This window comes from Streptomyces lydicus (genome assembly GCF_004125265.1).
Lineage (GTDB): Bacteria > Actinomycetota > Actinomycetes > Streptomycetales > Streptomycetaceae > Streptomyces > Streptomyces lydicus_C.
The window spans coordinates 1,766,296-1,778,670 of record NZ_RDTE01000003.1 but is presented as its reverse complement, the minus strand read 5'-3'; the positions used below and the strand labels follow the sequence as shown (position 1 = coordinate 1,778,670).

At 67.0% G+C, this 12,375-nt stretch carries 11 protein-coding genes; 3 read left to right on the top strand and 8 right to left on the bottom strand.

The features are described from left to right. The first annotated feature begins 46 nt into the window (after nucleotides 1-46). A complete protein-coding gene (locus D9V36_RS10415) occupies nucleotides 47-571 on the top strand; it encodes an NUDIX hydrolase (protein WP_129293520.1) in 525 nt (174 codons plus the stop codon). Between the two features lie 181 nt (nucleotides 572-752). On the opposite strand, the gene D9V36_RS10410 is transcribed toward D9V36_RS10415, so the two are convergent. After that, nucleotides 753-1,853, bottom strand: a complete 1,101-nt coding sequence (locus D9V36_RS10410) for a phosphotransferase enzyme family protein (RefSeq protein ID WP_129293519.1) — start codon at nucleotides 1,851-1,853, stop codon at nucleotides 753-755. Nucleotides 1,854-2,389: 536 nt separating this feature from the next. Here D9V36_RS10410 and D9V36_RS10405 point away from each other — a divergent pair. Further along, a complete protein-coding gene (locus D9V36_RS10405) occupies nucleotides 2,390-2,785 on the top strand; it encodes a hypothetical protein (protein ID WP_164992927.1) in 396 nt (131 codons plus the stop codon). Between the two features lie 77 nt (nucleotides 2,786-2,862). On the opposite strand, the gene D9V36_RS10400 is transcribed toward D9V36_RS10405, so the two are convergent. After that, nucleotides 2,863-3,864, bottom strand: coding sequence for a thioesterase domain-containing protein (locus tag D9V36_RS10400; RefSeq protein ID WP_129293517.1), 1,002 nt, complete (start codon nucleotides 3,862-3,864; stop codon nucleotides 2,863-2,865). Nucleotides 3,865-3,995: 131 nt separating this feature from the next. Between D9V36_RS10400 and D9V36_RS10395 the strand changes: the two genes are divergently transcribed. Continuing rightward, nucleotides 3,996-5,240 (top strand): RNA-guided endonuclease InsQ/TnpB family protein, encoded by a 1,245-nt coding sequence (locus D9V36_RS10395; protein ID WP_129293516.1) that lies wholly within the window; start codon nucleotides 3,996-3,998, stop codon nucleotides 5,238-5,240. Here the strand turns inward: D9V36_RS10395 and D9V36_RS10390 are convergent. From D9V36_RS10390 to D9V36_RS10365, 6 genes are all read right to left on the bottom strand, one after another. Beyond that, nucleotides 5,237-6,250, bottom strand: coding sequence for a beta-ketoacyl synthase N-terminal-like domain-containing protein (locus D9V36_RS10390; protein ID WP_241720793.1), 1,014 nt, complete (start codon nucleotides 6,248-6,250; stop codon nucleotides 5,237-5,239). The genes D9V36_RS10395 and D9V36_RS10390 overlap by 4 nt on opposite strands. Nucleotides 6,251-6,270: 20 nt before the next feature. Continuing rightward, nucleotides 6,271-7,407 carry a beta-ketoacyl synthase N-terminal-like domain-containing protein gene (locus D9V36_RS10385; RefSeq protein ID WP_129293514.1) on the bottom strand — a complete coding sequence of 379 codons (1,137 nt, stop codon included), beginning with the start codon at nucleotides 7,405-7,407 and terminating at the stop codon, nucleotides 6,271-6,273. Beyond that, entirely contained in the window at nucleotides 7,404-9,191 is a 1,788-nt protein-coding gene (locus tag D9V36_RS10380; RefSeq protein ID WP_241720792.1) for an AMP-binding protein, read from the bottom strand. The genes D9V36_RS10385 and D9V36_RS10380 overlap by 4 nt, the downstream gene beginning before the upstream one ends. Nucleotides 9,192-9,364: 173 nt before the next feature. Continuing rightward, on the bottom strand, nucleotides 9,365-10,120 hold the full coding sequence (locus D9V36_RS10375) for a nucleoside 2-deoxyribosyltransferase (RefSeq protein ID WP_129293513.1): 756 nt from the start codon (nucleotides 10,118-10,120) through the stop codon (nucleotides 9,365-9,367). A gap of 119 nt (nucleotides 10,121-10,239) precedes the next feature. Continuing rightward, entirely contained in the window at nucleotides 10,240-10,956 is a 717-nt protein-coding gene (locus D9V36_RS10370; RefSeq protein WP_129293512.1) for a uracil-DNA glycosylase family protein, read from the bottom strand. A 128-nt stretch (nucleotides 10,957-11,084) separates the two neighbouring features. Further along, nucleotides 11,085-12,308 carry a class I SAM-dependent methyltransferase gene (locus D9V36_RS10365; RefSeq protein WP_164992926.1) on the bottom strand — a complete coding sequence of 408 codons (1,224 nt, stop codon included), beginning with the start codon at nucleotides 12,306-12,308 and terminating at the stop codon, nucleotides 11,085-11,087. Nucleotides 12,309-12,375 lie beyond the last annotated feature (67 nt).

The window sequence follows — 12,375 nt, the reverse complement described above, 5'->3', positions numbered from 1 at the left end:
GGACCGCCCCGCCACCTGACCTCCGGCACCCACCAGGAACAAGACCATGAAGACCTGCGACAACACCTCGGTCGGCATCGTCATTACCGATCAGGGCCGCTATCTGATGTTCGACCGCGCCACTTTCCCACCCGGCACCGCACCTGCCGCCGGCCATATCGACGACCACGGGACCGCCGAGGACGCGGCCCGCGCCGAGGTCGAGGAAGAGCTCGGCCTCACCGTCACCGGCCTCACCCACGTCACCGGCGGCTGGCGGGACAACCCATGCCGTCGCATTCCCGGCGCACGCAGCACCGGCCACCGCCACGAATGGACCGTCTACCGGGCCCCCGTCGCCGGCGACCTCACCCCGAGCGCCCACGAGACGAAGAACGTCCGCTGGATCACTCCCGATGCTCTGCAGGAGTTGGCAGACCGGACGGTCGCCTACGCCCAGGGACGCATCACAGACGCCGAGTTCGAAGCCGAGCCGGGCATCGAGCCGGTGTGGATGCAATGGCTCGCCAACCTCGCCGCGATCCACATCAGCCCCGACGACCTGCTCCGGGTGGACCAGCTCGCCAGATGATCGCAGCCCGCCCTCCTGACCTACCGCGGCCGCCGCCCGGCTCCATGCCGAGCTCGACGCGCCGACTCTGCGCCCTCGGCCGGCCCTTAAATGCCCTGCTGCTACCGCGAGCCCGGACAGGCGAGTTCGCTGTCCGGGGTTGCGACTTGCGTGAGGTACGCCGGCCATGCGGGTCATGAACTCAGCGAAGAGCGTCACGCAGGACCTCCTCCATGACAGGGAGCCGGTCCAGCAGCATCAGAGCTGCCTCGTGCCGCACCCGCCCGTAGGCCTCCATAGCGGCGTCGACGATGTGCGGTCGTTCCACTGGTACCGACAGAGGAAAGGCCGAGCAGAGCATGGCTGCACAGCCGACACGAAGCGAGGACACGAGATCGTCCACGGACGCCTTCGGGTTGGCGTCCCGGTAGGCCAGGGTGAGATCGGTGTAACCGGTAAGCCAGCTCTCCGCACTGCTGTCCAGCACGCTCTTGGGGTCGCAGCCAAGACGCGCGATCTCCCAGGCGAGGTACCCGGGTGCAGGCGGCCGGAAGTCCACGATCGCGGCCACCTCGTTGTCCTTGAACAGGACGTTGGGGCCGGCCATGTCGCCGTGGAGGACCTGGACGGTCAGCTGTGGAAGCAAAGCGAGGGCGCGCTCGACCTCCCCCAAGATGGCTTGTCGCTCACGCGCCGCCTGCAGCGCCCACGTCTCGAACTCCCCAAGCCTGGGCATGTGCTGGTACGCATGGATCAGGTGCTCGAAGCGGTCCCGTGAAGCGGCCACGTCGCACACCGCGGCACCGGGTTCCAGGGTGGGGGCGGCGGCGGGGTGAGCGGCGAGCCGGCTGTGGAGGCGGCCCATCGCTGTGCCGACGGCTGCCCACCGTGCACCCGTCAGGCCGCCTTCGGCGGTCTCGGTATGGGGCACGTACGACCACAGGGACATGGGCAGGCGGCCGTGGGTCTCGATGAGTTCGTGCTCGCGCGTACGGGTTGCCCGCGCGGTCGCGACACCTCCGTCAGCGGCGTACTCGGACAATTCGACCGACGCCCGCTCCAGATCCAGGTGTTCCCGAGTGCGGTAGACCTTGGCGAAGTGTCGCTGGCCCGCCTGGTCCACGACGGCGTAGTTGTCCGTCGCGGTGCCTTCCGGGATGCGCGTGATGTCTGCCGGGTGTAGCCCGTACGCGAGCACCAGCGTGTCGGCGACCGCCGTGATCTGCTCCTCCTCCGCAGTGCGGCCGGGTGTGGAAGGCGCGGCGACAGGCTCGGGGGCGGGCTGGTGAGATGCGGTGGACATGGTCTCCTCGTCGAAGCGCACAGCGATATCAGTCAGATGGCGGGCGGGCGCCAGGTGGTCGGGGCGACCCGGAGGCGGGCACGGACCGTGGCCGCCAGGTCTTCAGGCGAGCTGCGGCGGGCCGCGCCGGGGCCGCAAGGTCGCCGACGGACAACGCTTCGTCAATACGGTCAAGTGATTACGCCTCCCTCGTTGGGGTGGTCGCAGTGCCCGAGCCCCGACCCGGCATCGCCACCAGCTGCCGGCAGGGGGCCGGCCGACCAAACCGACACCGCGGCCCCCTGCCGCGTGAATCGGCTGGTAGAGGCGATGAACGCAGTAACCGACACCGGTCTCTTCGGAGCGAGGGCGACCAGTTCGGCATCGCACAAGTGGGGTGTAGCGCCGACTGGCGGGCACCGCGGCGCCGGGTAGAGATGCTCGTCGCATAAGGTGCGGTCGCACGGGTGTCCACGTCGTTCACCAAAAGATGATCTTGGGCGCCTTCGTCCTTGTCTCCGCAGGCATCCCTCGGGCAGCACCACCAGGAGGAAGCAGTGTCGTCCACGCAGTTGATCACCCCCGAGGAGCAACTTGCCGAAGCAAAAAGGCAGTTGAGTTTGCCGCGTATCGTGGTGATCTGCGGTTCCACTCGTTTTACGGCCGAGATGGCCGAGGCCGAGCTGCGGGAGACCTCCGCTCGTCCCGCAAAGATCGTCGTCAAGCCGGGTTGTGACCTGAAGTCGCAGCACGAGCTCTGGTCCGATCCTGTCGAGGCCGAGGCGCTGAAGATTCGACTCGACGAACTCCACCGGTCGAAGGTCCTGCTCGCTGATGAGGTACTCGTGGTCGGCGACTACATCGGAGACAGCACCCGGGCCGAGATCGCCTACGCCCGGTCGCTGGGCAGGCCCGTGCGGTTCACGCACCCCGAAGTCGACCCCGATGCCTGAGGGCTCGCCCCCACACCCCCCGCCAGCACCCCGCTGGAGTTGATCTTCTAGCGAGTGGCGTGGTGGTGAGAGCGGGCTCACGGAGCGGCGGAGCGCATCGCGGCCGTGATGGCAGCAGCGAGAGGCTGCTGGTGCTTCGTCAGGTAGAAGTGGTCGCCGTAGTACCTCTCGAGTCCGCGGAAGTGCGTCGTGAATGCTCGCCAGGCAAGGAGACGGTCCTCGCCGATCAGCCTGTCGTGCACGCCCGCGAATACCGACAGCGGGACGGGCAGCGGCTCGGGGTTGCGGGGCGGAGTCCAGGTGTCCACGAGTTTGAAGTCGCTGCGGAACACCGGGGCGAACTTGTGCCAGACGTCGTCGTTGTCGAGGAGCTGCGGTGGGCTGCCGCCGCCGCTCCGCAGCCACGCGCGCAGTTCGTCGTCGGCCATCAGGTGAGGGCGGCTGTCGGCGCCGGCTTCGCCTTGCGGGGCGGCGGAGGCGGACACTCCCAGCCAGGTGGGGGGCGGTTCCCCCTGGCCAAGGAGTCGGCGAGTGAGCTGGTAGGCGATCAGTGCGCCCATGCTGTGGCCGAAGAACCCGAAGGGCCGGTCGAGCAGTGGTGCGATAGCGGTGTGGAAGTAGTCGACGAGCCGGTCGCAGTCGTCGATCAGCGGCAGGGCCTGCAGGTTGCCGCGGCCGGGGGCTTCCAGGAGGCAGAGTTCCCAGTCCTCGGGGAAGTGCTCCGCCCAGCCCCGGTAGAGCAGGTGTGAGCCGCCGGCGTGGTGGAGCAGAAACAGGCGCGCCGCTGGTTCGCTCAGCGGCCTGGGCCGGATGAGCGGGGAAGCCGGCGTCTCGCTGGTGAGCTTCGAGGCGAGGAAGGCGTGCAGCTCCGTGAGCGTGGTGGCGCCGCTGGCGGCCACGGCGTTCTCCGGGACGCCGTACGCGCTCTCCACGCGGGTCGAGATCTCCAGCATCAGCAGCGAGTCGATGTCGAGCTCGTGGGCGAAGTGCGCCCCGTCGGTGACCTCCTCGGGCTCGGTCTCCAGTACGCCGGCTATCAGAGCGCGGAGATCCTCGATGGTCACGCTCGTCGTGGTCATCAGGGTCCTTTCGTGGATACCCCCGGCTTCAGCCGGGGGAGGAAGCGAAAACTCCTGCAGAGCAGGGCAGGGAAGGCCGGTTCGCCCCTGGGCGGAACGGCGTTGTCCGTGGCGGCCGGTACGTTGAGCACATGCATCTGCGGTACGCCTTCCGAATCGAGCCGACACCGGGTCAGCGCATGGCGCTGGCCCGTACGTTCGGCTGTGTCCGGGTGGTCTACAACGATGCGCTCGCCGCCCGGAAGGCCGCCTACACGGCGGACAAGTCGCGAATCGCGACGGGCGTCTTGGCGAAGCGGGTGATCACCGACGCGAAGAAGACCCCTGAGCGGGCGTGGCTCGCGGAGGTGTCGGTGGACGCCTTGCAGTCCTCCCTCCGTGACCTCGATACGGCGTACGCGAACTTCTTCGCGTCGCTCACCGGGAAACGCCGGGGCCGTCGGATGGGGCTTCCGGTGTTAAAGTCGAAGAAGGACAATCGGCAAGCCGTCCGCTTCTCCAGGAACGGGTTCCGGCTCCGCGAGAACGGCCGACTGAACCTCGCGAAGATCGGGGACGTCCGGGTCCGCTGGTCCCGTCCGCTGCCCGCTCCTCCCTCGTCGGTGACCGTGGTCAAGGACGCCTCGGGCCGGTACTTCGCCAGCTTCATCGTGGAGGTCGAGCCCGAGCACCTGGTGCCCGTCGAGGACGAGGTCGGCATCGACCTGGGCCTGACGCATTACGCCGTGCTCTCCAACGGGCAGGTGATCGACCATCCGCGCTTCCTGCGCCGTGCCGAGCGACGCCTGCGCAAGGCCCAGCAGACGCTGAGCCGGAAGGCGAAGGGGTCGAAGAACCGGGCCAAGGCCCGCCTCAAGGTCGCCCGCGCGCACGCGCGGGTGGCCGACGCGCGTAAGGACTGGTGCCACCAGACGGCTTCGAGGCTGATCCGCGACAACCAAGCGCTCTATCTCGAAGACCTGGCGGTCTCCGGACTCGCACGCACCCCCCTCGCTAAGTCCGTACACGATGCTGCGTGGGGCATGTTCCGGCGTGTGCTGAAGGAGAAGGCCGCCCGGTACGGACGGCACACCGGGACGGTCTCGCGGTGGCTTCCGTCGTCCCAGACGTGTTCGGTGTGCTGGGTCGTGGACGGGAAGAAGCCGCTGCACGTCCGCGCTTGGCGGTGCGAGGGCTGCGGTACTGAGCATGATCGTGACCTCAATGCGTCGCGTGTGATCCTCGCCGCCGGGCAGGCGGAGAGGCTAAACGCCCCTGGAGGGCCGGTCAGTCCTGGAGTGGAAATCCCGCACCAGGCACGGCCCGTTGAACGGGGAACCCACCCGGAGGCCCAGCCGATCACCACCGGCAGCCAGGCGGGAAGCCCCGTCCTCTAAGGCGGGGAGGATGTCAAGGGTGTTGTCCTCGTTCGCGTGGATGGACGAGTGGCCGGCGACGGGGTCAGCAGCAGGGCGGCCGTCGCGTCGTGGCGAGAGCCTCCGGCCGTGGCGAGAACGTTCCCGGTGGCGCCGCCCTCCAGATGGGCAGCTGCGGCAGCGCACTGCAGGACGCCGAGCGCCCCGGACAGCGGGCCCAGCTGGGATTCCAGGTCGATCCGGCGCGTGGCTGCGAGCAGGTGGCCCGCCCCGGCCCCCGCGGCTTCCGCCTCGTCCGTGAGCCACAGTCCGACGGGCCCCTCTTCGGTCACGCCAGTGGAGGCCAGCGCCGCGGCGAGGTCCCGGGCCCGTGCGTACCCGGCGATCGTGGCGCGTGGCCGCGCGCCACGGGAAGTGGCTGCGTCCGCTGGTTCAAGGACGATCGCGACCGCTGCGTCGGTGGACTGCTCGCCGAGCAGCCTCGTCGCCACTTCGTTGGCCGGTTCGACGCCGACGACGACGGCTGCTTCGGCGCGCCCGGCCACGATGAGATGCCGAGCCCAGGCGAGGGCGTCCAGACCGCTCGTGGTGCCGTTGCAGACGGTGAGGTTGGGGCCGCGCAGCCCGTAGCGGATGGCCACCCAGCCGGCGACGACATTGCTCGAGGTCTGGGGCAGGCCCAACGGGCTCAGCCCCCTGACGCCCTCCCTGGCGATGGTGTCGGTGGCTTCGCAGACGCTGTCCACGTTGCCCAGATTGGTGCTGACCACGACGGCGGTCGCATCGGCCACGCCCGTGAACGTCGCGTGGGCGTCGGTCAGGCCCGCGTCGTGGACGACGGACTCCGCAGCCCGCAGGGCGAGCCGGGACGCTCGGTCCTTGTGACGCAACTCGCGTCCGCGGAGTCCGGTTGCCGGGTCGAAGCCGCCCTCACCCGGCAAGGGTCCGAGGAGGTCGCCGTACGTCGCGACCCCGGGGAGCGCCAGTCCGATGCCCGTGACGACGACCTCCTGGACGCTCGGGATGCTCATCGGTGCGGTACTCCTCGCGCTCATCGGGCTGCCTCCACGATCGCGACGGCGTTGATCCCTCCGAAGCCGAACGCGTCGATCTGAGCGATGGTCAGGTCGCCGCTTGCAGGGGTGTCCTGCACCAGGACGAGTCCTGCGGCCTCGGGGATCGGGTCGGTGAGGCCCAGGACCGGGGGTACCGTCCCTTCCTTCATGGCGAGTACCGCCATCAGCAGGCTGAGGAGTCCCGAACCGCCCAGGGTGTGGCCGGTCATCGCCTTGATGGCGGTCATCCGCGGCCCGGGTTCGGCGCCGTGGAAGGTGCGGCTCAGGACGCTCGACTCCGTCGCGTCGTTGCGGGGGGTTCCGCTGCCGTGCAGCATCACCAGGTCGATGTCCTGCGCCCGTACCCCGGCCCTGCGGTAGGCGTCCTGGACCGCACGGGTGATGCCGTCCGGGTCGGGCGCGGTGGCGTGGCGAGCGTCGCAGTTCATGGACACCCCGCGCACCCGGGCGTGCACGGGCCCGTTCCCGGTGCCGGCGCGCTGGACGACGACAGCCGCTGCGCCCTCACCCATCAGCATGCCCTTGTGTGTGGTGTTGAAGGGTCTGAGCGCGTCGGGGATGTCGTTCTGCACCCGGTCGAGCGTGCCGAAGCCGCTCTCGGTCGCGGCGTCGGTGCCGGCGACGACGACCGTGTCGGCCATGCCTAGCTCGATCATGTCGGTGGCCATGCCGAGTGCGTACAGCGTGGCTGAGCAGGCGTTGGCGAAGGTGTACGTGGTGGCCGCGCCGAAGGCATGCTTCAGGGCGGTGCCGAAGTGCAGGTCTTCGAGGGCGACGTCCGCGTGGTCCCGCCACCACAGTTCGAGGCTGCGCTGCTCGCGCATGGTGGTCCCGACCAGCACGGGTACCTGCGACAGGTCCTCGCCCAGGCCCGCGTCAGCGACTGCCTGACGGACCACGGTGGTGAGCCAGCGGGTGGCGCGGCGCGGGATGTCGCCGCTGCCCGCGGGCCGGTCGTCGATCTCGTAGGCGTAGGCCGCCCGGTACTTGTCGGGGTCGAACGCTCGTAGAGGCGTGCGGCTCTCCTGGCCCGCGCACAGCGCGGCGAATATCTCTTCGGGGCTGGCGCCGATGTTGGCGACGGCGGCCATGCCCGTGATGTCCCAGGTCACGGTTGTGTCGCCGCCTTCCTGAGCTCGATAGCGGCCAGCTTTCCGGTGGAGGTGGTCGGCAGCTCGGCGAGAACTTCCAGACGGGCGGGCCGCTTGTAGGCGGCGAGGCCGTCGCGGATCGCGGCGATTGCCGCGCGCCGCACCGCGGCCGTGTCGAGTCCCGGGCTGGCCACCACGTACGCCACGGCCTGCTCCAGGCCGTCGGCATCGCGGCCGCCGACCACCGCGCAGTCGTGGACCCCGTCGGCGCCGCGGATGACGTTCTCGATCTCACGCGGATAGACCTTGTAGCCGCCCAGGTTGAGCAGGTCGTCGACGCGGCAGATATGGGCGTAGGTGCCGTCCGGCGCACGGCTCACCACGTCGCCGGTGTAGGCGCCGCCGTCGGCGAAGGTGACCGCGGCGGCCTCCGGGCGGCCGATGTAGCCGAGGGCGACGGTCGGGCCGGCGATGTGGAGTCGGCCCTCCTTCCCGTCGTTGACGGGCGTGCCGTCCGCAGCGCGGACGGTTGCGGTAATCCCGGGCACCGGGACCCCGAAGGTGCCCGGACGCTCGTTCCCCGGCGGCGTGCCGACGACCGTGTAGAGCACCTCGGTGGCACCGAGACCGTTGAGCAGCTCGGCCTGGAAAGCGGTGCGGATCCGCTCGCTGAGCGGAGCGGGCAGATTCTCGCCCGCCGACACGCACAGCCGCACGGAGTTGGAGGCGAGCGCCGCTGTCTCGGATGCGTTCAGCAGCGCGGCGTACAGCCGTGGGACGGAGAACAGCACGGTGGGTTGGTGGTGCCGGAGCGCGGCGGTGAGCGAGTGGACGTCGACCGTGCCGCGGATGAGTGCAACGCGGGCGCCGGCCGCCAGGGGGCACAGAACGGAGTTGCCGAAGCCGTAGCCGAAAGGCAGCCGGGCGCTGGACAGCACGGTGTCCTCGGGGGTCAGCGCCAGTACCGTGCCGATGCCGTCGGCCATGGCCGCGATCGCTCCCGCCGAGTGCCGGACTCCCTTGGGCATTCCGGTGCTTCCGGAGGTGTACTGCACCAGTGCCTCGCGCCCCGCACTCCAGGCGGCTGGGGGCCCGGCGTCCTGCAGGCGGCGGGCGGGGCCGGGCTCGGCCGTGGCCAGAGCGTCGAGGACGTCCGCGCCGGCGAACTGGGTTGTGGTGGCGAACAGCTTCTCCAGGGCGCGTTGCCGCGTGGGGGCCGCGTCGAGGTGCACCATCGCGGCGGCGCAGTCTTTGGCGATGTAGCGGACTTCGTCGTCCGTGAGCATCGGGCTGATCACCACGGGGACGCAGCCGTGCCACCACAGGCCGAGGACGGCGACGACGGTCGCCACGGAGTCGTCGGCGACCAGGAGGCCGCGGGCGCCCTTAGGCACGTCCGCTGCCCTGAGTGCGCCCGCGTACCCCCGTGCCGCCTCCATGAGGGCGGCGTAGGTGATCGCCCCTGCCTGGGGGTCGAGGTAGCTGATCCTTTCGCCCCGGCCGGCGGATACATGAGCCGCCACCAGGTGGTCGAGCAGGTTGACCGCGCGGAGGCTTGTCGCACGCTCGCTGAGCACGGACACCGCGGCATCCAGGCTGGTGAGGCCTGCTGCTTCCTCGGCGTCCAGGGCTCCGAACTCGCGCTCGATCGCGACCGTGATCGCAACCTTCTCCAGGGAGCTCATCCCGAGTTCCTCGTAGAACAGGGCACCGGACTCGATGCCCTCCTTCTCGACTTCGAGGACAGACGCCACGATCTCTCGCAGCCTGTCGAGGACTGTATCGATGGGTTCTGCATCGCGCACCGGCTGGGGTCCTTTCCGTATCTTCGTAGCCGAGAAGTGAGACCTGGTTAGACAGAGATCGAGAGTGAGCCGGAGACCTTCTCCCGCCCCTGATCCTTTCGCCGGAACACCGCTTGTTTTCCGGTCCGGGATTGAGGAGTGGGATAGGGTGCCGCAGCGCTTGGCAGGAACGCTCAGAATTCCAGGCCGACCTCACAGGGGAACAGGACGGAAACGCCCTGGGGCTCCTCCGTGAAGATGACCCTCTTGGACAGCGCGGACATGTAGCCGAGCTCGAAGATGGTTCCCTTTCCAACACGGCCGCCGGGGTTGCATACGACCACAGCGTCGGCCTGCCTGAACGCGTCCAGGTGCATGTACTTGTGCCGCCACGTGTCGCGTTCGTTCTTCAGGAGATCCTGGTAGTCGAAGAGGATGAAGTCGGTACCCACGGTCTCCGGCTTTACCCTTGTTGAAGGAGGGCTCAGCACCGCAGTACCGCTCCCGCGCAGACGGGAGATGACATCTTCGATGTACCCCAGAGACTGCTGGAAGCTGCCGCAGACAACAGCATTCCGGAATTCCCTCCGGGTCAGGCCCTCCATCATGTCGTTCGACCCGCACGCGGACATGCCCGCTTCCAGGTAGAACTGCTCCAGCTCGGGCCGGACGATGTTGAAGAAGAGGCCGGTGTCGACATAGAGACTGTTGACCAGTGCGGTCGCTTCCGACTGCGGGAGCTGCTGAAAGACACCGGTGGCGTGCAGGCGCGTGGTCTTGTTGTCAACGACCTCGCTGAACTCCGTGAGCCCGACGCAGAACTCGCCCACCCTTTCTGCCGGCACCTCGTGCGCGCGGATGCCTCCGAACGAAAGACGCTCCCTTCTGAGCAGTTTCAACTCACCGCCCTGGAAGCGGTAGACGCCCGCGCGCTCCGAGTCGAAGTGCACCAGGACCCTGCCTTCTGCCGCCAATGTACTGCTCTCCTTCTTCTCGTTCCAGTGCGTTCGGATCTAAGTCTTTGTCTATTCAGCTGAGAGGTTGGCAAGCGTTCCGGGCGACGCAACGACTAATCACCTGGTCCACGGAAGGCGCCGAGGTACTTTTCGGCGAATTCTTCCTTCCTGCCCCCGTTGTATTGAGTGATGAAACGCGGGTGCTCCAGAGGCACAATCTTTCGGAAGAAGCGCTGGCCCTCGTTCACCTTCGACAGGTACGCGAAATTCTCGCCACTGCCAATGCAGTAGCACACAGAGGCGTCAATTCCGAATGCCAGCTGACGTTCCAGGGCGTCCACGAGGAAAGAGCCCAGGAGTTCCAGCAGCTTCTTGTTCTCGTAGTAGTTGCAGTTGACTTCTTTTCCCTCGGAGTTCGTTCTCACCAGACCAAGAGGACACACGAAACTCATGACGAAGTCGGAATAGAACTTGCCGCGGCCCCCGTAGCGGCTGATGACGTCGTGCAGAAACCCGGCGGAAGGCCGGCTCACCGCATAGCCCTCGACATCGACTCCCGTTTCGTCTTCGAGGAGCTTGGCGTCTTCGAATGGAACCCCGGTTACGGCCGTTCCGCGCCGGGCGGGCGAGCTCCCCAATACCAGACGACGCGGCTTATCATCGTCGTAGTACTTGTTGTAGAACGCAGTCGTCAATTCCCGGACGCGCTCCTTCTGGGGGCCGCTGAACGGATTGATGGCCGCGAATCCGGGAGGAAGTTCAAGCGTCGTCTCCGCAAGTTCCTCGTTGAACTGCAGGATCCGACCGGCAACAGTCGTTCGCCCGTTCATTGCAGAAGTCCTTCCTTCACACTGGTCACACTGAACGATCCGGTCGCGCCCGGCCTTCTGCGATCCATTCGCCCCACAGAGCCGATGACACGTCGCGAACGTGGCCGGCCGGAGAGGCGGTGGAAACGCTAGGCGGTGACAGCCGACAAGTAAATCTCGGTACTCGTTGGGAACATTCGGATCTCTTTGAATCCGATACGATCAAGCTCCGCGACAATCAGATTGGCTGTGTCCATCCCGCGATAGATGTCGACGAAGTCAGTGCCAGGGATGATCAGTCCTGGGACAACGCAGCCCAGCTGAGTATACAGAAATCCGTTGGCCACGGAGACGATAATCACCGCACCGGGCTTCAGCACTCTGTGCGCCTCCGACGCCGCTGCGGACGTATCGAAGAACGATGAGTTGTACGTCCTCAGTGAGACATACAGATCGTAACTGCTTTCCGGTAAAGCGGACAGGTCTTCGGCACCGGAGACGATAGTTCTCGACGAGGGAATGCGACCGCTTATATTTGCGAGGCCACGCTCCGCGATGTCAACGAAGGTGATCTGCGCGCAATCTGAAAACAAAGCTGCTGCTTCGTAGCCAGCCCCGACGCCGACGTTGAGGATGTTGGCAGTAGCCAGAGACCTTGTGGACGACCTCCTGTAAACCGACGCGAAGTCGTCGGACCATCTCACGTTGGCGGCACGAGCGTCGAACGCATAGTCATAGGTGCCGTACTTCGCGTCAAACGCTTCGGACAATGCGTCACCAACGGCAGAATCAGCCTCTTTGTGCTCGATCCCATACCTCCGGCACAGGAGCGAAGCAAGCGCAACCCTCCCCCTGTTCGCATTGACCTCGCTCCTGGAAAGCGCGAACCCCTTCGCCGTCAACCTGGAGGAAACGGTCTCACTAATGCGATGTGTCGAATAGTGGGGATTGCACTCGATGTTTTGCTCACTCGCTGCGTAGACGCCCTGGTTCTGAGCGAGGATCTCGCGCTGCAGATTGTCGGGGAAGCGGTGTATGAGTCCTTGTGTAGTGACGGGATCGTCGTCGCGGTAACTCGTCAGCGCGGGGTCTGGCAGGCCGACATAGACCCTGTCGATGCGCACGTCCTTCAAGAGCTCGTCGAGCTCAAACGAGCAGTCCGCTGACAGGGTGTTGATCGTCAGATATAAGCTGTGTGCGCTGGGTGTTCCGAGTTTTTGAATCTTGCTCCGCAGAGTGCGATACCAGGATGCACCGCGCACTTCTCCTTCGAAAGCGGAGCAAATCAACTCGTCGTGTTCAGAAACGAGCGCAACGCCGACCCGCCGGCTTGATTGCGACGCCCCTTGTGCGACGCTGATGGCGTAGTTCATCCAGTAGGTACTGTTCGGACTCATGTGGGCCTCTGTCCCTCGGCGGCACTGCGCCCTCTTTTGGTTG